This is a genomic window from Amycolatopsis antarctica, assembly GCF_002262875.1.
GTDB lineage: Bacteria > Actinomycetota > Actinomycetes > Mycobacteriales > Pseudonocardiaceae > Amycolatopsis > Amycolatopsis antarctica.
On record NZ_NKYE01000010.1, the window covers coordinates 132,950 to 153,226 of the forward strand.

At 70.7% G+C, this 20,277-nt stretch carries 14 protein-coding genes; 4 read left to right on the forward strand and 10 right to left on the reverse strand.

Annotated features, from left to right (window positions below; translation table 11 throughout):
- Positions 1 to 2 precede the first annotated feature (2 nt).
- The 8 genes from CFN78_RS17520 to CFN78_RS17555 all read right to left on the reverse strand — a co-directional run bounded on the left by CFN78_RS17520 (position 3) and on the right by CFN78_RS17555 (position 13,142).
- Positions 3 to 1,454, reverse strand: a complete 1,452-nt coding sequence (locus CFN78_RS17520) for an EboA domain-containing protein (protein WP_094863900.1) — start codon at positions 1,452 to 1,454, stop codon at positions 3 to 5.
- On the reverse strand, positions 1,451 to 2,320 hold the full coding sequence (locus tag CFN78_RS17525) for an SCO3242 family prenyltransferase (protein WP_165777593.1): 870 nt from the start codon (positions 2,318 to 2,320) through the stop codon (positions 1,451 to 1,453). Before CFN78_RS17525 ends, CFN78_RS17520 begins: the two co-directional genes overlap by 4 nt.
- A complete protein-coding gene (locus tag CFN78_RS17530; protein WP_094863901.1) occupies positions 2,302 to 3,477 on the reverse strand; it encodes an inositol-3-phosphate synthase in 1,176 nt (391 codons plus the stop codon). The genes CFN78_RS17525 and CFN78_RS17530 overlap by 19 nt, the downstream gene beginning before the upstream one ends.
- 82 nt (positions 3,478 to 3,559) lie before the next feature.
- Positions 3,560 to 8,068 (reverse strand): ThuA domain-containing protein, encoded by a 4,509-nt coding sequence (locus CFN78_RS17535; protein WP_094863998.1) that lies wholly within the window; start codon positions 8,066 to 8,068, stop codon positions 3,560 to 3,562.
- 158 nt (positions 8,069 to 8,226) lie between these two features.
- Entirely contained in the window at positions 8,227 to 9,393 is a 1,167-nt protein-coding gene (locus CFN78_RS17540) for a Gfo/Idh/MocA family protein (RefSeq protein ID WP_094863902.1), read from the reverse strand.
- A gap of 97 nt (positions 9,394 to 9,490) precedes the next feature.
- Positions 9,491 to 10,549, reverse strand: a complete 1,059-nt coding sequence (locus tag CFN78_RS17545; protein ID WP_094863903.1) for a substrate-binding domain-containing protein — start codon at positions 10,547 to 10,549, stop codon at positions 9,491 to 9,493.
- A 65-nt stretch (positions 10,550 to 10,614) separates the two neighbouring features.
- Positions 10,615 to 11,637 carry an ABC transporter permease gene (locus CFN78_RS17550; protein WP_420807899.1) on the reverse strand — a complete coding sequence of 341 codons (1,023 nt, stop codon included), beginning with the start codon at positions 11,635 to 11,637 and terminating at the stop codon, positions 10,615 to 10,617.
- The gene (locus tag CFN78_RS17555) at positions 11,634 to 13,142 is read right to left on the reverse strand and encodes a sugar ABC transporter ATP-binding protein (RefSeq protein ID WP_094863904.1); all 1,509 of its coding nucleotides are present in this window, start codon (positions 13,140 to 13,142) and stop codon (positions 11,634 to 11,636) included. The genes CFN78_RS17550 and CFN78_RS17555 overlap by 4 nt, the downstream gene beginning before the upstream one ends.
- Positions 13,143 to 13,480: 338 nt before the next feature.
- Between CFN78_RS17555 and CFN78_RS17560 the strand changes: the two genes are divergently transcribed.
- Positions 13,481 to 14,557, forward strand: a complete 1,077-nt coding sequence (locus tag CFN78_RS17560) for a DNA polymerase ligase N-terminal domain-containing protein (protein ID WP_094863905.1) — start codon at positions 13,481 to 13,483, stop codon at positions 14,555 to 14,557.
- A 15-nt stretch (positions 14,558 to 14,572) separates the two neighbouring features.
- Here the strand turns inward: CFN78_RS17560 and CFN78_RS17565 are convergent, their stop codons facing one another.
- A complete protein-coding gene (locus tag CFN78_RS17565; protein ID WP_094863906.1) occupies positions 14,573 to 14,755 on the reverse strand; it encodes a hypothetical protein in 183 nt (60 codons plus the stop codon).
- A gap of 89 nt (positions 14,756 to 14,844) precedes the next feature.
- Between CFN78_RS17565 and CFN78_RS17570 the strand changes: the two genes are divergently transcribed.
- The 3 genes from CFN78_RS17570 (at position 14,845) to CFN78_RS17580 (ending at position 18,771) form a co-directional block, all read left to right on the forward strand.
- On the forward strand, positions 14,845 to 15,957 hold the full coding sequence (locus tag CFN78_RS17570; protein ID WP_205660550.1) for an ATP-dependent DNA ligase: 1,113 nt from the start codon (positions 14,845 to 14,847) through the stop codon (positions 15,955 to 15,957).
- 118 nt (positions 15,958 to 16,075) lie between these two features.
- Complete coding sequence (locus CFN78_RS17575; RefSeq protein WP_094863907.1) at positions 16,076 to 17,485, forward strand: FAD-binding oxidoreductase; 1,410 nt, start codon at positions 16,076 to 16,078, stop codon at positions 17,483 to 17,485.
- A 23-nt stretch (positions 17,486 to 17,508) separates the two neighbouring features.
- Entirely contained in the window at positions 17,509 to 18,771 is a 1,263-nt protein-coding gene (locus tag CFN78_RS17580) for a class I SAM-dependent methyltransferase (RefSeq protein ID WP_094863908.1), read from the forward strand.
- Positions 18,772 to 18,856: 85 nt separating this feature from the next.
- Here the strand turns inward: CFN78_RS17580 and CFN78_RS17585 are convergent, their stop codons facing one another.
- Positions 18,857 to 20,215 carry an MFS transporter gene (locus CFN78_RS17585; RefSeq protein ID WP_094863909.1) on the reverse strand — a complete coding sequence of 453 codons (1,359 nt, stop codon included), beginning with the start codon at positions 20,213 to 20,215 and terminating at the stop codon, positions 18,857 to 18,859.
- Positions 20,216 to 20,277: the final 62 nt, after the last annotated feature.

The window sequence follows — 20,277 nt, forward strand, 5'->3', positions numbered from 1 at the left end:
CGTCACGCCTTCCCGAGTAGTTCCAGCGCGTCGGCGGGCACGTCCCGGCCCGCCGCGCTCCGTTCCGCCGCGTAGTCACCGATCATCCGCAGCAGTTCACCGTCGGCACCGGCGTCGAGCCCGGCGACCGCGGCCAGCGGCACCCCGACGAACAGGCACTTGAGCACCCCGTGCCGCCAGGCGTGCCGGTCGAGACTCCGCGAAGCGAACCCGCCCATCGCGGCGGCGACGAGACGGATGTCGTTGGTGCGCAGGGCGTCCCGGACCAGTTCCAGTCCTGTCTGGACGGTGGCGGGGCCGGGTTCGGTGAGCTCGGCGAGGCCGTGCAGCACACCGCGGCGTTCGGCGTCGTCGCCGTAGCGGTAGAGCTTGCCGAGTTCCGCGGCCAGTTCGGTGTCGTCCACCGCGACGGCCAGTGCCGCGATCAGCCGGGACCGGGCCCGGTCGTCGACGGTTCCGCGGACCAGGCCGTGCGGATCGCCCGCCTGGTCCACCGGCTGCCTGCCGACCTGCCGCCCCACCGCGGGGAACAGGCCGCCGATCGAGGACGGGACCGCCTGCACCCTCCGCAGCGCGTCGCCCAGCCAGTGGTGTCCCGCCGTCACGGCCGGGGCCGGTTCCGGCATCGCGGCGCGCAGCGCGGTGAGCGCGCGTTCGGCGACGGCCGGGGCGGCGTGACTGTGCCGGGGCAGCTCCACGGCGGCGAGCCCGCCGTAGCCGATGTCGGCCAGTGCGGCGAGGGTGGCCCGCAGGTCGAGCTTGCCCTCACCGAACTCGAGGTGCTCGTGCACGCCCGGGAGCATGTCGTCGAGCTGGACGTTGCACAGCAGGGGTCCGGCCCGCCGAACGCAGGCGGCCGCGTCCACCGGCTCCACCGCCACGCAGTGCCCGACGTCCAGGGTCACCCCGAGGGCGGCCGGTGAACCCAGCTCGTCGCGCAGTCCGAGCACCTGTTCCAGGTGCTGTACGAGATGGCCGGGTTCGGGTTCCATGCCCAGCCGCACTCCCCGGCTCGCGGCGTCGTCCGCCGCACGGCCGACGTTCTCGCGCAACCGCCGCCAGGCCTCCTCGGGCCCGAGTTCCTTCTGCGGCACCCCGGACCAGAAGGACACGCAGTCGGCGCCGAGGTCGGCGGCGATCCGCACCGCCCTGGCGAGGAAGTCGAGCCGTGGCCCGGGCTCCGCGTCGAGCAGAGTCGGCGCGTGCTTGTGCCGGGGGTCGAGCAGGTACCGCGCGCCGGTCTCGATCACCACCCGGTCCAGCCCCAGTTCGCCGAGCCGGGCGCGGACCAGGTCCACCTCGCGCGCCAGCTCGTCCGCCCACGGGTCGAGGTGGGCGTGGTCGAGGGTCAGCGCCACGCCGGTGTAGCCGAGGTCGGCGATCACCGCCAGCGCGTCGTGCAGCCGGTGGTTGGCGAAGCCGTTGGTGCCGTAGCCGAGCGTGAACGTGCTCATGTGGGGCTGACCTTCCGCGAGAGCGCCCTGGCAAGGGGCAGCGCGGCCGCGACCGCCACGGCGGCGGACAGCGAGCCCCGCGCCGTGAGCGCGGACTGGAGCGGGACCATGCCGTGGATTCCGGCCCCGGTCGCCCTGCGGACGATCGTCGCCGAGGGATCGCGCACGGCGGCGAGTTGTGCCGAGCCGACGAACCGGGCGTACACCGCTCCGGCCGCCAGGCCGGCGATCCGCCGGGCGGGAGTGCGCACGGGTGCGCCCAGCGCCACGGCCGTCGCGACTGCCGTGCCGGTGAGCGCGGCCCGGGCGGTCGACGGTGCCGCGCCGTGCACCTCGCCGGTGGACAGCGCCGTCACCCCGAGCGTGTGCACGCCCAGTGCGGCCGCCGCCCCGGCGGCCCGGCCGGGGTCCGGCGCACCGAGCAGCACGTCCAGCGCCCGGCAGGCCGCCATGCCGAACGGTCCCGCCGGGGTCTTCTTCAGCACCGTGTCGTACGCCCACAGCGTCGCCGCGAGCGGCGCGGCGAACCGCAGCGCACGACGGCCGCCCGCGAAGGCGGCCACTCCGAGGCCGGTCGCGGTGAGCGCCGCCCCGGTTCCCAGCGCCGCGGCCGGGCTGACCCGTCCGGACGGAATCGGCCGCTCCGGCCGTTCCACCGCGTCCAGTTCGCGATCGGCCCAGTCGTTGATCGCCATCCCGGCCCAGTAGAACGCGACCGAGGACAGCGGCAGCAGCATTCGCCTGCCGCGCAAGGGCGTCCCGGCCGCCGCGGCGCCGGCGACCGTGTCGCCCCATACGGTCAGCGCGGCGGGCGCGCGCACCAGTTCGACGTAGTCGGCGGGGGCGCTCACAGGGTCGCCGCCCACTCGAACAGGGTCCTGGCCTGCTCGGCGAAGCGGTGCTCCTCGCTGCCGTAGGGATCCTTGAAGAAGAACGCGAGCTCGCCGATCGGACCGGTGCGCCCGGCCGCGTGCGCGGCCGAGGTCAGCCGGGTCAGGTCCAGCACCAGCGGAGCCGCGAGTGCCGAGTCGTAACCGGTCCAGGTGAACTGCAGGCTCATCCGTGCGCCGAGGAAACCCTCGAAGGAGACGTTGTCCCAGGCGGTTTTCGTCTCGCCGAGGTCCGGCACGTTGTCGATGTGCAGGGGTGCGGTGACCTCGTCGCCGAGCAACGCGGCGAGTCCGCGTGCCTTCGACTCCAGTTTGCTTCCCGCGTGCGCCGGGTCGGCGAGGGTCTCCCCGTCGCCGCCGCCGAGCAGATTGGTGCCGGCCCAGGAACGCACCCGCAGCGCGCGGGCGGAGAACATCGGGGCGAGCACGGTGCGCAGCAACGTCTCGCCGGTCTTGCCGTCGCATCCCGCGTAGGGAAGTCCTTCGCGGGATGCGAGTTCGGTCAGCGCCGGCAGGGTGATGCCAGGTGACGGGGTGAACTCGACGTACGCGCACCCCGCGCGCAGCGCGGCGTAGGCGGACAGCGAACTGGGCGGCAGCACGGTGCGCGCCGGATCCGCCATCGACTCCTCCAGCGCGGCGAGGGAGTCGTGGGCCGGATCGTGCGGCAGTGGCGCCTCCGTCGAGGCGAGGTTCACCACGACGACGCGGGCGAGCCCGTGCCTGCGGGCGAAGTCGCGGATGTCCTCGGCGAGCCGTTCCGCCGCGGGAGCCTGCGCGCCACCGTGTGTGGCGGGGTGGTAGCCACAGCGGATCTCAGCATCCACTTCGGACAGTCCACCACGGACGGATGCGAGTACCCGGTGGGGCACGACACCCGCCTCGGCGAGCTGTTCGGCGCGCTTCTCCAGCGAAGTGTGCACGATGTCGTGGCCACCGACGACGAGATCGTCCCAGCCGGGGAGTGCGGCGTCCGCGAACGGTTCCAGTTCACTGACACAGCCCACGGGGGCGACGATGCGCGCCCGCAGCGCCAGCAGGCCGACGATGGCCGTGGTGGCCACCGATCCGCGCGCACCGACGAACCACACACCCACGCCCTGTCCGGTTCCCGGCCCATTGCGCTCACTCATCTGCCCAGCACCTGACCTTTCGTCACGACGCTCCGGGCCGGGTGGGCGTCCGCACCGCGCGAACGCCCACCCGGTCACGGACCTAACTTGTCGCGTTCACCGCCGCGAGAACCGCGACTCCCTCGATGGAGTCGGCGACGGCTCCCGCGTCACGGGCGAGGGTGGCGCGCACCCCGGCATCGGTGACCAGACTCGCGTCACCCGCCCGCTCGGCGAAGGTGCGCAACTCGCGCACTGCCTTCGCGTCCTGTCCCTTGGCCTCGGCGTTGCGGGCCTTGGCCAGCACACCCGCCAGTTCCCCGTGCGCGGCCAGCGAGAGCCTGCTGGTCGCCCGGAACCTGTCCACGAGCTGCCCGATGTCGCGCAGGGACGTGGTGGTGGCGAAGGAGACCGTCTGCTCCGCGGTGTTGCCCGCGACGTCGGTCGCCGACACCGTCAGCGAGTGCAGTCCGAGCGGGAGCTGGTGCAGGGGCACCAGCCTGCCGGACTCGATCGCCGCGCCGTTCATCGACGCGGACTCCGACGCCAGCCCGGAGGTGGCGTCACCCGCCTGCCAGGACACGACCAGATCGGTCGCGTCGCCGTAGACCCGGCCGTCGGCAACCCCGGCGAGCATCAGAGTCGGCTTGGTGGCGTCGATGCGTACCGTCGCCGCCTTGTCCGGCTCCACGTTGCCCGCGGTGTCCACCGACCGGTAGAGCAGCGTGTGCTCCCCGTCGCCGGTGACCGACACCGTCTCGGTGTACGGCGTCCAGTCGCCGTCGTCGAGGCGGTACTCGGTGCGCTCGACGCCGGAGTCGTCGTCGGTCGCCTCCAGGGTCACCCCGACAGCGTCGGTGTGCCAGCCGGAGTCACCGGGCTGCGCGAACGTCGCCTCGGTGACCGGTGCGACCCCGTCGATGTCCTTGAGCTGGATGTTGCGGAAGGACACGTCGTCGCCGTCACCGTGGTTCTGGATGCCGACGAACCCCTCGGTGAGATCGCGGTTCGGGTCGGTGCTGGTGAAGTCGTTGATCAGCACGCCGTTCAGCAGGACCTTGATCGTCTGGCCCTGCACCACGATCTCGTAGGAGTTCCACTCACCCGGTGGCTTCAGCGCGGCGTCACGGGCGGCGAGATCGGCCGACTGGAACGTGTAGACCGCACCGGTGGTGCGATCGTCGGCGTCCGTGGCGTCGATCTGGATCTCGTAGCCGTTGTCCACCGCGACCCACGGGTCGCCCTCCGGGTCGGGATACCCGACGAAGATGCCGGAGTTGTCGTCTCCCGCCATCTTCCAGTCCAGCTTGAGGCTGTACGAGCCGAGCTCCTCGTCCAGGCTCAGCAGGCCCATCCCGCCGGTCGACCGGATGGTGCAATCCTCCTGCTGCTCGAACGATCCCGGCCCGGACTGCGTCCACCCGTCGAGGCTGGCCGCGGTGCCGTCGTAGACCATCCGGTAGCCCTGCTCGGGCTGGGCGGGCTCACACACCGGTGCCTGCGGCTGCGCCACCCCCGGGCCGTCGAACCGCAGTTCGTCGACATCGAGGATGCCCTCCCCCTCGCCCTGGAAGACCAGGTACAGCGGCGTGGTGCCGCCGGGGTCGGTGATGGGCGCGACCGGGATGTCGGCATAGGTGTCGGGACTGCCCGTCGGCTCGACGGTGGCGGTCTGCAGCACCGGACCGTCCGGCGCACCGGAACGGACCTCGATGGTGCCGCCGTTACCGCCCGCGGAGACGCGGTAACCGAGCCCGGTGATCCCGGTCAGGTTGGCCGGGTCGAACTCGACCCAGTCGCCCGCCTCGATGTACCCGATCCGCTTGCCGCCCTGCGCGCCCTCGGCCTCGACGACCTCGACCCCGCTGGTGTCGGAGAAGAACTCCGCCTGCTTCACCTTGGGCTGCAGCAACGACTCGGCCGAGGCCGACAGTGCCGGAGCGTCACCGGCACCGTTGTCGGTGTAGCTCGCGTTGATGACGCCGAAGACGTTCGCGTCCAGGCCGTGGCCCTCGTCAGCCGGGGTCTCCAGCACCCCCTCGCAACCGGTGGCCCTGCTGAGCGGGTGGCCGTGGTTGTCGTGGCCGAGGATGTACTCCACGGTCACCTTGGAGCAGTCGATCTGCCCGTCCTCCGGGTCGGTGACGGAGACCGTGAACGGAACCGTGTCGCCGAAACCGAAGAACCCACCGTCGACCGGCGCGTCCAGGCTCACCTGTGGCGCCGTGTTCCCTGCCGTGATCACCACGCTGGACGCTCCGGTGAGCCCGTCCGGGTCGGTCACCGACAGCTTCGCGTTGAAACGGCCCCCGGTCTCGTAGGTGTGCGACACCGGCCCGGCCTCGGTCGAGTCCGTGGTGCCGTCACCGTCGAAGTCCCAGGCGTAGCTCAGTTCACCGCTGTCCGGGTCGTTGGTGCCCGCCGGGTCGAAGTTCACCGTCAGTGGCAGCGGGCCGTTCGTCCGGTCCGCCGTCATCTTCGCGATCGGCGTCTTCTTTCCCTGTGTGTAGTCGATCCGGTAGACGGCCGAGTCCTCGGCGCCACCGAAGTAGCCGCTGCCGTAGTCGAGTACGTACATCGACCCGTCCGGGCCGAACTCGACGTTCATCGGCCGGGTCAGCTCCATCGACTCGAAGAACGGCTTGATCTCGCCGCGCTCCCCGTTCTCGCCGACGGTGAACTCGTGGATCCAGCCACGATCCCATTCGTAGGAGAAGTTCTTGCCGTCGTAGGCCTCGGGGAACTTCGTCGGCACGTCCAGTTCCGGATCGAACCGGTACGTCGGGCCACCCATCGGCGACTCGCCGCCGGTGCCCAGTTCCGGCACCGATCCGCCGTCGTAGGGCAGCCACGCCTTCTGTGCCGGCGGCAGATCCACCAGGCCGGTGTTGTGCCTGCTGGTGTTCTTCGGTGCGGCGCAGTCGAAAGCGTCGCCGGAGGTGCCGGTGGCGAAGTCGTAGTCCCGGTACGCCTCGTTGTCCCCGACGCAGAGCGGCCAGCCGTAGTTGCCCGGCTCCTTGATCAGGTTGAACTCGACCGTGCCACCGGGGCCGCGCTCCGGGTCCGCCGAACCGGCGTCCGGGCCGTAGTCGCCCAGGTAGACCCAGCCGGTCTCCTTGTCCACGGAGAAGCGGAACGGGTTACGGAAGCCCATCGCGTAGATCTCGGGCAAGGTCTTCTCGGTGCCCTCGGCGAACAGGTTGCCCTCGGGCACGGTGTACGAGCCGTCCGCACCGACGGTGATACGCAGCAGCTTTCCGCGCAGGTCGTTGGTGTTGGCGGAGGTACGCCGGGCGTCGAAGACGGGGTTGCGGTCGGAACGCTCGTCGATCGGGGTGTACCCGTCCGAGGCGAACGGGTTGCTGTCGTCGCCGGTGGAGAGCAGCAGGTTGCCCTCGGCGTCGAAGTCGATCTCACCGCCGGCGTGGCAGCAGATGCCGCGTTCCGCGGGCACCTGCAGGATCTGCTGCTCGCTGGCCGCGTCGAGCACACCCTCCTCGGTCAGCTTGTACCGGGAGAGCTGGTTGTATCCCTTGTACGGTGCGAAGTCCGCCTCGGTCCCGGTCTCCGGCGCGTCACCGGTCGGGGTGTCCAGTGGCGGGGCGTAGTACAGGTACACCCACTGGTTGTTCGCGAAGTCGGGGTCGATCGCGACGCCCTGCAGGCCGTCCTCGTCGTGGTTGTAGACGGGGATCTGGCCTGCCAGCGAGGTGGTGGCCTCCGGCGTGGTCAGCCAGACCTCGCCGGCCCGCGAGGTGTGCAGGACCCGGCGGTCGGGCAGCACGGCCATGGCGATCGGCTCGCCGGTGACCTCCTCGCCCTTGGCCAGGGTGATCTGGTCGAAGTCGCTGTCGCCGGGGTTGTCGGGGTTGTCCGGCTCGGCGGCGCAGTCGCCGTCCTCGAGTCCGGTGACGTAGCGGATGCCGCCGGTCAGATGCTGGAGGAACTCGGGTTCGGCGAAGGACTCCTCGGTGTGCCCGCCGCCGGTGTACCAGGCGCGGCCGCCGGCGTTGTCGTGGCACCAGGCGATCGGGTGGTCACCCATCGCGCCGTCGCCGGGCGCGTAGCTCTCCTCGTCGAGCGAGGCGAGCACACGCACGTCCGCGCGCGGATTGGCCTGGAAGTTGTACCACTCGTCGGTGCGGTCCCACTGATACGGAAGTCCTGCCGTCGACGGGTGCTGGTGGTCCTCGACGTTGACCGTCGCCGGCTGGATCTCGGGGTGGGAGTCGAAGTAGGCGCCGACGAGCTCGCCGTACCAGGGCCACTCGTACTCGGTGTCCGAGGCGGCGTGCACGCCGGCGTAACCGCCGCCGCGGGCGACATAGGACTCGAACGCGGCCTGCTGGGTGTCGTCGAGAACGTCGCCGGTGGTGGACAGCCAGATCACCGCGTCGTACTTCGCGAGGTTGTCGGTGGTGAACGCGGCGGCGTCCTCGGTCGCCGTGACGGCGATGTGGTTCTCCGCGCCGAGTTTCTCGATGGCGGCGATCCCCGCCGGGATGGAGTCGTGCCGGAACTCCGCGGTCTTCGAGAAGACGAGCACGCTCGCCTCTTCGTGCATCGGGGCGATGCCGGTGTCGGGGGGCTGCGCGGCGGCGGAGGCGCTCATGCCGCCGAACGCGGTGCCCGCGGCGAGCGCGAGTACGCCGAGCCGGGTGGCTACCCGGCCGGGACCCGCTGCGGTGGGGGTTCTTCGGTTACCGTGCACTGGAGTTGTTCTCCTCAGGTGTCACCGGGGGGATGTGGGGAGACGGACGGGGCGGCGGCTCACCTCCCTTCGACGGGGGTGTCGGGCACCGGAGTCCAGCGGGAGCCGTCCTCGGCGCTGGCGGAGACCGCGTCGAGCACACGCTGAACGCGCAGCCCGTCGTCGAATCCGGGGGCGGGGTCGGCGCCGGAACCGATGGCGCGCAGCAGGTCCGCGACCTCGTGGGTGAAGGTGTGCTCGTAGCCGAGGCCGTGGCCGGGCGGCCACCACGCGGACAGGTAGGGGTGTTCGGGCTCGGTCACCACGATCCGGCGGAATCCGGACTCGGTGCCGGGATCGGTACCGTCGAAATAGGACAGTTCATTCATCGACTCGAAGTCGAACGCCACGCTGCCCCGGGAGCCGTTGATCTCCAGCCGCATCGCGTTCTTGCGCCCGAGTGCGTACCGGGTGGCCTCGAAGCTCGCCACCGCGCCACCGGAGAGCCGCGCGGTGAACAGCGCGCAGTCGTCCACGGTCACCTCGCCGCGCCCTTCCCCCTCGGGCCGGTCCCGGACGAAGGTCTGGGTCAGCGCGGAAACACCGGTGATGTGCTCGCCGGTGACGAACTGAGCGGCGTCGACGATGTGCGCGCCGAGGTCGCCCAGTGCGCCGGATCCGGCGAACTCCTTGCGCAGCCGCCAGGTCATCGGCGCCTCCGCGTCGGAGAGCCAGTCCTGCAGGTAGGCCGCGCGCACGTGCCGGATCTCGCCGAGCACCCCGTCGGCGACGAGCCTGCGGGCGTGCGCGAGCGCGGGCACCCGGCGGTAGTTGAAGGCCACCATCGCCCGTACCCCGCGTTCCGAGGCGGCCCGTGCGGCCTCGGCCATCGCCTCGGCCTCGGCGACCGTGTTGGCGAGCGGCTTCTCGCACAGCACGTGCTTTCCGGCGGCCAGCGCGGCGATGGCGATCTCCGCGTGACTGTCGCCGGGCGTGCAGATGTCGACGATGCCGACGTCCTCCCTGGCGATCAGGTCCCGCCAGTCGGTCTCCACCGCCGCCCAGCCCAGGCGCACGGCCGCGGCCTTCGCCCGTACCTCGTCGCGCCCGCCGAGCGCCGCCAGCACCGGGACGTAGGGCACGTCGAAGAACCGGTGGACCGTACGCCACGCCTGCGAGTGCACCGCCCCCATGAAGGCGTGGCCGACCATGCCGACCCCGATGTTCTCGCCTGCCGCCTTGCTCATGACTCTCCTCGTCTCGCCCTCGCCGTTTCGCGCCCGGAGCGCGCACGGATCCCGGTGGTGCCCCGATTCCGGGCACCACCGGAGTCCACGCGCTGGCTCAGGAGTCGAAGCCGACGTCGGTGTACTGGTCGACGTTCTCCTTGGTGACCACGGCGGAGTAGGTGGTCAGCTCGGACGGGATCTCGTGCTCGGCCAGGTCACCGGGGCCCTTGCTCTGGCCGAGCAGGCGGGCCAGCGCGACCGCGGACGAGGCCATCGACGGGCTGTAGAGCACCGTCGCCTTGACCGGGCCGGAGTCGTTGCGGATCAGGTCCATCATGTTCTTCGAACCGGCACCGCCGACCATCATGAACTCGCTGCGGCTCGCGTTCTGGATCGCGGCGACCACACCGACACCCTGGTCGTCGTCGTGGTTCCACAACGCGTCCAGCTTGGGAGCGGACTGGAGCAGGTTCGCGGTCTGCTGCTCACCGGACTCCGGAGTGAACTGCGCCGAGACCCTCGGCCCAAGCTGGAAACCCTGGCGCGCCAAGGCGTCCTTGAACCCGCGGCTGCGGTCCTGGGTCAGCGGCAGCGAGTCGATCCCGGCCACCTCACCGATCACCGGGTTCGTCACGTTCTTCGCCTTGAGCTGGGAGGCGATGTAGTTCGCGGCGTTGACACCCATCCGGTAGTTGTCCCCGCCAATCCACATCCGGTACGCCAGCGGGGTGTCGAAGACACGGTCCACGTTGATCACCGGGATTCCGGCGTCCATCGCCTGCTGGCCGACGCCGGTGAGCGCCTTGCCGTCGAAGGGCAGGATCACCAGCACGTTGACCTTCTGGTTGATCAGCGTCTCGACCTGGGCGATCTGCTGGTTGACGTCGTTGCTCCCCTCGGTGGCGCTGAAGGTGACGTCGGAGAACTTCTCCGCCTGAGCACGGGCGTTCTTCGTCATGGCCGCCATCCAGCCGTGGTCGGCGGCCGGTGCGGAGAACCCGACCGTCACCGGCGTGCCCGGCTGCGCATTGTCCCCGCTGCCCGCGGCGACCGCCTGGTTCGTGGGCTCCTGCGGGCTTTCGTTGGACGTGCAGCCGGCGACCAGCGCCCCGGCACCGAGCGCACCGGCCCCGAGCAGGAACCCTCTGCGGGCCAGGAAGTTGTCAGCGGGCATGGCAATTCTCCGTTCGGCATTGGACGAGAACGTGAAGCGGGTGGAGCGGCGGGGCGGGTCGTCGGTCACGGACTACGGCGTCCGCGGTTCGTCCGGAACTGCAGCAGGACAGCGAGCACGATGATCGCGCCCTTCGCGATGTTCTGGATGTCGGTGTCGAGGTTGTTGAGCGTGAAGATGTTGGACAGCACGGTGAAAATGAGCACGCCGATCAGGGTGCCGATCAGCGAGCCGCGCCCACCGGTGAGCAGCGTGCCGCCGATGACGACGGCCGCGATGGCGTCGAGCTCGTAGAACAGGCCGTTGGTGGAGGCGCCCGCGGTGGTGCGGGCGACGACCATCAGTGCCGCGATGCCACAGCACAGGCCGGCGATGCCGTAGACGATCGCCGTGTGCCGCTTGACGTTGATACCGGCCAGCCGGGACGCCTCGGGATTGCCGCCGACGGCGAAGGTGCGCCTGCCGAAGGTGGTGCGGTTGAGCAGCACCCACCCCGCGGCGAAGACGAGCGCGAAGATCCAGATGAGTACCGGGATGCCGAGCAGGTCACCGCGGAAGAAGTCGAGGAACGCGGTCTCGGCGACGACCTGCGTGTTGCGGCCACTGAGGCGTTCGGCGAGACCGCGGGCCGAGGCCATCATCGCCAGTGTGGTGATGAACGGGACGACCTTGCCGTAGGAGACCAGCATGCCGTTGACCAGGCCGCAGCCGAGGCCAACCAGCAGTGCGCAGAGCACCATCACCAGCGGCCCGAAGGACTGTGTCGCCAGCGTGGTCATCCAGACGCTGGACAGCGCCACGATGGAGCCGACGGACAGGTCGATGCCGCCACTGATGATCACGAAGGTCATGCCGACGCTGACCACGCCGATCGCCGCGGCGAGCCGCAGGATCGTGGACATGTTGCCCTCGGTCAGAAAGGTCTCCGGGCGGGTGATGTAGCCGACGACGCACAGCGCGACGAGCACGCCGGCGAGCCCCAGCAGCCTGGCGTCGACCTTGAGCGCGAACCCGCCACGTGGCCGTTGCTCCCCCGGCGGCTCGGGGGCCGCCTCGGGGTCGGTGGTACGCACGGTCTGTTCGGTCACGCCGCACTTCCTTCCATGATCATGTCCAGCACGCCTTCTTCGGTGAGGTCGGCCGAGGGCCGGTCGGCGAGCACCCTGCCCTCGCGCAGTACGACAACCCGGTCCGCGAGGCCGAGCACTTCCGGGATCTCGCTGGAGACCAGCACGATCGCGACGCCGGTCGAGGCGAGGTCGGCGATCAGCCGGTACAGCTCGGCCCGCGCCCCGACGTCGACGCCGCGGGTCGGCTCGTCGAGCAGCAGCACCCGGCAGCCGCGTACCAGCCAGCGGGCCAGCACCGCCTTCTGCTGGTTGCCACCGGAGAGCGTCCGGACGATGCGGCGCGGGTCGGCTGGACGCAGGTCGAGCCTGCGCAGGGCGGCGCCCGCGTCGCGCAGTTCCCTTGCGTGGTCGGAGAAACCGAGGGTCGAGTACCGGCCGAGGCTGGCCAGCGTCACGTTCTCCGACACCGGCAGGTCGAGCAGCAGGCCCTGGCTCTTGCGCTCCTCAGGGGCCAGGCCGATCCCGGCGCGCACGGCGGCGCGGACGCTGCCGGGCCGGACCCGGCTGCCGTCCACGGTGACCGTCCCGCCGTCCGGCCTGCGGGCGCCGAAGATCGTCTCCAGCAGTTCGCTGCGGCCCGCGCCGACGAGACCGGCGATGCCGAGGACCTCGCCGGCGTGGACGGTGAAGTCGACCTCGTCGAACTCGCCGTCGCGGTGCAGGCCGTCGACGCGCAGCACCTCGGTCGAGGCGTCGACGTGGTTCTCGTGCCGCGGCCCGAACACGGTCTCCACCCGCCGTCCGGCCATGAGCTGCACCAGATCGGCGGTCGGCGTGGTCTTGGCGTCGAGTCCGGTGGCGACGGTCGCGCCGTCCTTGAGCACGGACACCCGGTCGCCGATGCGCCGCAGTTCCTCGAGGCGGTGGGAGATGTAGACGATGGCGACGCCGTCGGCGGTGAGCTCGCCGACGATGCGGAACAGGTTGTCCACCTCCTCGCCGGCGAGGGCGGCGGTCGGCTCGTCCATCACCAGCAGCCGAGCGTCGTGCGCGAGCGCCCGTGCCATGGAGACGAGCTGCTGGCCCGCGGCGGAGAGTCCGCCCACCTCGTCGCCGGGCCGGATCTCCGGGTGACCCAGCCGGGCCATCAGCCGGGCCGCCTCGACGCGGGACTCGGCCACGCGGGAGAAGCCGAAGCGGTCGAGTTCGCGGCCGAGGAAGATGTTCTCCGCCACGGAAAGACCGGGGACCAGGTCGAGTTCCTGGTACATGGTGGCGATGCCGAGCCGCAGCGCGGCGACCGGGGAACCGAGCGTGTGCCGCTCGCCCCGCCAGTGGATCTCGCCCTCGTCCGGCTGGTGCGCTCCGGCCAGCACCTTGATCATCGTCGACTTGCCCGCGCCGTTCTGGCCGAGCAGGCAGTGCACCTCGCCGGGCAGCACCTCGAAGTCCACACCGTCGAGCGCCCGCACACCCGGGAACGTCTTGACGATGCCGCGGACGCTCAGCAGCGGTGCCGTCATGCCCCTGTCCCCCGCCCGGCGCCGCGGACCCGGGAGGTGACGAGGTGACCAACCGAGCGAGTCAGCGGAGAAAATCTAACGTCCACGATGTCCCCTACTTTTGTGTGTGTGATGCAAAAGTAGGGTGACCCAGTTCACCCGTCAAGGTGACAAACGAGCCTAAATTCTGCGGTACACCCGAACAGCCGACCCGCCCGCCGGTGACTTCTGGTTGCCGAACACCAAAGATTGCCTGGTCGTGCTGGATTTGAGCGCTTTCGGGCAGGCACGTGATTCACTCGGCAACGCGACGAGCGGCACAGTCACCGGCGTCCACCGAGAGGAGCCGCCCGGTCACCATGAGCGATCCGCTGGACGAGTATCGCCGCAAGCGCGACGGCAGCCGCACCCCGGAACCGGTCCCCGAGGGACCGACCGCCATCGATGGGGACGACTCGCTGTACGTCATCCAGGAGCACCACGCCTCCCAGCTTCACTGGGACGTCCGGTTCGAACGCGGCGGTGTGCTGGTGTCCTGGGCCGTGCCGCTGGGACTGCCCGTACTGCCGGAGACCGCCCGCCTCGCCGTGCACACCGAGGACCACCCCCGCGAGTACGCGACCTTCGAGGGCGAGATCCCGGCAGGCGAGTACGGGGCCGGGGTGATGACCATCTGGGACACCGGGACCTACGAGACGCTGCACTGGAACGACCACATGGTCGAGGTCGTCCTGCACGGTGCGCGGATCAGCGGACGCTACGCCTTCGTCAACCGGCACGACGAGGACTCGCCCGGCTGGCTGGTGCGGCGGATCGACCCGGCACCGGACGGCTGGACCGGCCTTCCCGGTTTCGTGCCGCCAGCACGCACCCGGCCCGGCCGGATGGCGGGCACGCGCACCGAGAACGAGTGGGCCTACTCCTTCGACTGGGGCGGTCTGCGCGCCCAGGCGCGGGTGCAGGGCGGGCGGGTCACGCTGCACGATCGGGACGGCGTGGACGTCTCCGGCCGGTACCACGAGGTGAAGGCCCTGGGCGCGACCCTCGGCTCGACCGAACTCCTGCTCGACGGTGAACTGCTCGTCTTCGACCAGGGCAGGCCCAGCGCGGCTGGCCTGCACCGCCGGGCACACGCCTCGCCCGCCCAGGCGAAGCGGCTGGTCGGCCGGTTCCCGGTGGTGTACGTGATCTACGACGTGCTGCACCACGAGGGCCGTTCCTGCCTCGGCCTGCCCTACCGGCAACGCCGCGAACTGCTCGGCTCACTCGGCCTGGAAGGTCCGAACTGGACAGTGCCGGAGGACTACACGGGCGACGGGCCCGCGGTACTGGCGGCGGCCACCGAGCACGGCCTTCCCGGCGTCGTCCGCAAGCGCCTGGACGGCGAATACCGGCCGGACGGGGACGACTGGATCGCCGTGCCCGCCGACGGCTGACCGGCCGCCCCGGCCCTACTCGACGTCGTCGAGATCGACCTCGACGAGCTGGTCCGCCAGATCGGCCTCGTCCACCTCGACCGGCACCTCGCCATCGGGCACGGCGGTACCGGACTCGTCCGGCCAGTTCTGTTCCCGGACGTCGTCCACCGGCTGCTCGGACTCCGGTACGGCCTCGTGTCCGCGTGCGGCTGCCATGCGGCTCCTTTCCGTTGTCGAGACGTCCACCGAGGTCAGGAGCTTCGCGGAAGATGCAGCGAACGGCCTCGGCGGCCTACCATCACCAGGTGGACCTACCCGTCATGCCACCGGTCAAACCGATGCTCGCCAAGGCGGTGCGCGAGGTGCCCCGCACCGAGGGCCTGCACTACGAACCCAAGTGGGACGGCTTCCGCTGTGTCGTCTTCCGGGACGGTGACGAGCTGGAACTGGGCTCGCGCAACGATCGCCCGCTGACGCGGTACTTCCCGGAACTGGTCGAGCTGCTGCGGGCGACCCTGCCGCCGCGGTGCGTCCTCGACGGCGAGATCGTGGTCGTGACCGGGGAGGGACTCGACTTCGACACGTTGCAGAACCGCCTGCACCCGGCCGCGTCCCGGGTGCGCAAGCTCGCGGCCGAGACCCCGGCGAGTTTCGTGGCCTTCGATCTGCTGGCACTGGACGACCGGGATCTCACCGGCGAGCGGTTCGACGAGCGCAGGCGGCTGCTGGAGACCGTGCTCCCGGCCGGACAGGCAAGACAGGCAGGGGCGGTCTCCCGGCTGCACCTCACCCCGGTGACCACCGACCCCGACGTGGCGCAGGACTGGTTCACCCGCTTCGAGGGCGCCGGGTTCGACGGCGTCATGGTCAAACGCGGGGACGGCACGTACGAGCGGGACAAGCGCGTGATGCTGAAGGTCAAGCACGAGCGCACCGCCGACTGCGTGGTCGCCGGATTCCGCACGCACGCCGACGGTGCGGGCGTCGGTTCGATGCTGCTCGGCCTGTTCGACGAGAACGGCGCTCTGCACCACGTCGGTGTCGCCAGCAGTTTCACCGCGGCCCGGCGCCGCGAGCTGGTCGACGAGCTGGCGCCGCTACGGGAGAATGCGCTCGAAGGCCACCCGTGGCGGGACTGGGCCGAGGCGAGCGCGCAGGCCGGATCGACCCGGCTGCCCGGCGGCGTGAGCCGGTGGACCGGCACCAAGGACCTGTCCTGGGAACCGGTCCGTCCGGAGCTGGTCGCCGAGGTCCGCTACGAGCACGTCCAGTCGGGACGGTTCCGGCACGGCGGCAGACTGGTGCGCTTCCGCCCGGACCGGCTACCCGCCTCCTGCACCTACGCGCAGCTCGACGAGGTGGCACCCGCCGAACTCGCCACCCTGTTCGGCGAGCAGGCGGGGCCCGCGCCCCGGTGACCTTCGACGGTAAGTACTGGTACGACGGGGGTCGGTGACGACGGCGCGCGTCCCGGCCGGACCTGTCGGGTGATCGGTACGGCTGGCGAAACCGGCCGGGTCCGAGAACAGTGGAGGTATGCCGACGACACGGTCAGACTCCGGATCCGGTAACGGCACGGCGACGCGAACCGAACACGCCGCCAGGGTGTCGCGGCTGCGCGACGACCTCGCCGGGATACCACCGGGCGCGACGGTACGGCTGGGCAAACGCACCTCGAACCTGTTCCGTGGCCGCAACGGTGGCGGCGGGGTACCGAGGTTGGACGTCTCGGAGCTGACCCACGTGCTCGACGTGGACGTGGCGAACCGGACGGCCGACGTCGAGGGCATGGTCACCTACGAGCAGCTCGTCGACGCCACGTTGCCGCACGGGCTGATGCCCTTGGTGGTGCCACAGCTCAAGACGATCACCCTCGGTGGGGCCGTGACCGGACTGGGCATCGAGTCCTCGTCGTTCCGCAACGGCATGCCGCACGAGTCGGTGCTGGAGATGGACGTACTCACCGGGGACGGGACCGTGGTCCGCGCCCGGCCGGACAACCAGCACGCCGAACTCTTCCACGGCTTCCCGAACTCCTACGGCACCCTCGGGTACGCCCTGCGCCTGCGGATCGAGCTGGAACCGGTCGCGTCCCACGTCGCGCTGCGGCACGTGCGGTTCCACGACGCGGACGCCTGCTTCGCCGAGCTGGACCGGGTCTGCCGCGACGGCTTCCACGAAGGGACGAAGGTCGACTTCGTCGACGGCACCGTCTTCGCGCCGGACGAGCTGTACCTGACCCTCGGCTCGTTCACCGGGGACGCCGCGGCCGTCAGTGACTACACCTGGCTCGATGTCTACTACCGGTCCATCCGGGAGCGCACCGCCGACCACCTGACCGTCCGGGACTACCTGTGGCGCTGGGACACCGACTGGTTCTGGTGCTCGCGCGCGCTGGGCGTGCAACACCGGCCAGTCCGGGCACTGCTCGGCAGGCGGCTGCTCCGTTCCGATGTCTACTGGCGGATCGTCGCGCTGGAACGACGTTTCGGTGTCGCGGCACGGATCGGGCGGCTGCGCGGGCAACCCCCTGAGGAGACCGTGGTGCAGGACATCGAGGTGCCGCTGGACCGGGCCGCCGAGTTCCTCGACTTCTTCCGGCGCGAGATTCCCATCAGTCCGGTGTGGATCTGCCCGGTGCGGCAGCGCGATCCGCGGCGTCGATGGCCGTTGTACCAGCTCGATCCGGGCGCGTTGTACGTCAACTTCGGTTTCTGGTCGGCGGTTCCGTTGGATCCCGGCGAGGCCGAGGGCACGCACAATCGGATGATCGAACGGAAGGTGGACGAGCTGGGCGGACGGAAGTCCTTGTACTCGAACAGTTTCTACGACGAGGACACGTTCTGGCGGCTCTACGACGGGAAGGCGTACGGAGCGCTGAAGCGGCGCTACGACCCCGACCGCCGGCTGCTCGATCTCTACGACAAGTGCGTGCGTGAACGGTGACCATCCGTGAGACGAGGAGACACATGAGCACGCGCCCTGGTATCGCGCAGGTCTTCGACCGCTTTCTCGGCCCCGGCATTCCGCTGGCGATCACCGCCTTCGACGGGACGAGAAGCGGCCCGGCGGACGCGCCGGCGGGAATCGAGGTGAGTTCGCCGGACGCCCTGAGCTACCTGATGTCCGCCCCCGGCGAACTCGGCCTCGCCCGGGCCTACGTCACCGGTCACCTCAAGGTGAGCGGCGACCTCTACTCCACCCTGAACACGCTGACCGCCCAGCAGGAACGGGCCCGTCCGCAGGACACCGTGCGGCTGCTCCGCGATCTCGGGGTGGGACATCTGCACCGGATGCCGCTCCCGCCGGAGGAACTGCCCGGCCGGTCCCGGCGTGCGGTGAACGGCCTGCGGCACTCCCGCACCCGCGACAGGCAGGCGATCTCGCGGCACTACGACGTGTCGAACCGGTTCTACGAGATGGTGCTCGGCCCGTCGATGGCCTACACCTGCGCGTGTTTCCCTTCCCCGGAGGCATCGCTGGAACAGGCGCAGGAACACAAGTTCGACCTGGCCTGCCGCAAACTCGGGCTGCGGCCGGGAATGCGGCTGCTCGACGTCGGTTGCGGATGGGGCGGGATGGTGGTGCACGCTGCGCGCGAGTACGGCGTACGCGCGCTCGGCGTCACGCTCTCCAGGGAGCAGGCGACCTGGGGGCAGAAGGAGATCGTGGCGCAGGGCCTCACCGAGGTCGCCGAGATCCGGCACCTCGACTACCGGGACGTCAGCGAGTCCGGCTTTGACGCCGTCTCCTCCATCGGGCTCACCGAGCACATCGGCGCGCGCAACCTGCCGTCGTACTTCCGTTTCCTGGCCTCACGGCTGCGGCCGGAGGGCAGGCTGCTCAACCACTGCATCACCCGCACCAACTCCAGGGAACCGCACAGGGTCGGCCGGTTCATCGACCGTTACGTCTTCCCGGACGGCGAGTTGGAGGGCGTGGGCGAGATCGTGTCGGCCATGCACGACAACGGTTTCGAGGTGCGGCACAGCGAGAACCTGCGCGAGCACTACGCCCGCACGCTGGCGGCCTGGTGCGCGAACCTCGACGCCAACTGGGACGAGGCCGTGCGCGAGGCGGGAGCCGGGCGGGCGCGAGTGTGGGCGCTCTACATGGCGGCGTCCCGGTTGTCGTTCGAACGGCATCAGATCGAACTGCACCAGGTGATCGGCGCGAAGATCGGCCCGGACGGGAGTTCCGGGATGCCGGCCCGGCCGGACTGGGACGGCTGAGGGCCGTCCGCGGTGTGTGCCCGCCCCGGATCGGGGCGGGCACGCACCCCTCGGGCGCCGGTCCCGCGTTGACCGTCCCCCGGCCTCACCGGCCACTGGCCGGAACCGGTTCCGGGCGGACGGTGTCCGCGGTGACGATGCCGGCCTCGGTGACGTCGAGGTGCGGGTGGGCCTGCGAGGTCGGGTCCTCGTCCGCCGGACTCTCCAGCGAGCGGAACGTGGGCACGCCCAGTGCCACGATCGCCGTACCCGCGGCGAGTACCGCCAGGATGATCCCCGCCAGGGGCAGCCCGGCACCGGAGGCCACCGCCGCCAGCGGTGCGCTGGTGAGCGCGGGCGCACCGAGCAGGAGAGCGTTCTGCGCGCCGAGCACCCGGCCACGCATGTCGTCCGGGGTGGCTTCGATGGTCAGCACGCCCAGGATCGCGGTGGCAGGCGCATTGGTGAAACCGATCAGCGCCGCCGCCCCGAGCACCAGCCACGGCGCGGCCATGCTGCCGATCGCCGCGAAGCCGACCAGGGTGCCGATCATGCCGATCACGAACCAGGTCCGGCGCCGGACGCGGCCCGCGGACGCGGCGTAGAGCGCGGAGCCGACCACGCTGCCCCCGCCGAACGCGCTCAGGGTCAGTCCCGCCAGGCTCGGCAGGTTCTCCTGGGTGAAGTACGCGGGCATCAGCGTCGTCTGCAGCGAACTGATGGCCGCCACGAACATCGCGCTGATCAGCGTGGCGCCGAGCACGATCCGGCTCTTGGCGAGGAACTTCCAGGACACCGCCAGGTCGGCCACCGCCCGGCGGACCGCACCCTTCGCGGGTGCGGTCTCGTCCGGGGTGCGAGGCGCGATGTGGCCGGCGCGCGGATCGATCACCAGCGTCAGCAGCGCGGCGCACAGACTCGTCGCCGCGGTCAGGTACAGCAGCGCCGAGGTCAGGCCGAACAGCGAGACCAGCGCCCCGCCGAGCCCCGGTCCCGCGAGCAGCAGGACGTTGCTCAGCGTCTCGCGGGTGGCCACCAGACTGTCCAGCGCCTGCTTCTGTCCGCCCCGCAACCGCGCCATCACCGGGAGCAGGGTTTCGTGCGCCGTCATGCCCGGCACCCTGACCAGTGCGCCGATGACCGCCATGACCACGAACCAGGTCATGTTCAGTCCCCACAGGGAGTCCACGATCGGCAGCACCGCCACCGACATCGCGGCGAGCACGTCGGCGGCGCTCGACACGAGCCTGCGGTCGATCCGGTCGACGAGCAGTCCGGAAAGGACACCCACCACCGCGGAGGCCGCCGTCGTCACCGTCGCCAGCAGGCCGGCGGCCAGCACGTCCCCGGTGCGCTCCAGCACCAGCAGCGGCATCAGGACGCTGGCAATTCCCTTACCCAGCAACGACATTCCGTACGAGCCCAGGTACACCAGGGCGCTGCTGCGTACGTTCGCCCTACCCATCGTTCCTCCACTGATCGCGCGATCGTTCGTTTCCCCGGACGGGGTGTCACCCGTCCTCGTGT

Bases quoted from the DNA above. Each gene is read 5' to 3' on its own strand.
- CFN78_RS17520 (WP_094863900.1), bottom strand. From the start codon at position 1,454: ATGAGCACGTTCACGCTCGGCTACGGCACCAACGGCTTCGCCAACCAC.
- CFN78_RS17530 (WP_094863901.1), bottom strand. From the start codon at position 3,477: ATGAGTGAGCGCAATGGGCCGGGAACCGGACAGGGCGTGGGTGTGTGG.
- CFN78_RS17535 (WP_094863998.1), bottom strand. From the start codon at position 8,068: ATGAGCGCCTCCGCCGCCGCGCAGCCCCCCGACACCGGCATCGCCCCG.
- CFN78_RS17540 (WP_094863902.1), bottom strand. From the start codon at position 9,393: ATGAGCAAGGCGGCAGGCGAGAACATCGGGGTCGGCATGGTCGGCCAC.
- CFN78_RS17545 (WP_094863903.1), bottom strand. From the start codon at position 10,549: ATGCCCGCTGACAACTTCCTGGCCCGCAGAGGGTTCCTGCTCGGGGCC.
- CFN78_RS17555 (WP_094863904.1), bottom strand. From the start codon at position 13,142: ATGACGGCACCGCTGCTGAGCGTCCGCGGCATCGTCAAGACGTTCCCG.
- CFN78_RS17560 (WP_094863905.1), top strand. From the start codon at position 13,481: ATGAGCGATCCGCTGGACGAGTATCGCCGCAAGCGCGACGGCAGCCGC.
- CFN78_RS17565 (WP_094863906.1), bottom strand. From the start codon at position 14,755: ATGGCAGCCGCACGCGGACACGAGGCCGTACCGGAGTCCGAGCAGCCG.
- CFN78_RS17575 (WP_094863907.1), top strand. From the start codon at position 16,076: ATGCCGACGACACGGTCAGACTCCGGATCCGGTAACGGCACGGCGACG.
- CFN78_RS17580 (WP_094863908.1), top strand. From the start codon at position 17,509: ATGAGCACGCGCCCTGGTATCGCGCAGGTCTTCGACCGCTTTCTCGGC.
- CFN78_RS17585 (WP_094863909.1), bottom strand. From the start codon at position 20,215: ATGGGTAGGGCGAACGTACGCAGCAGCGCCCTGGTGTACCTGGGCTCG.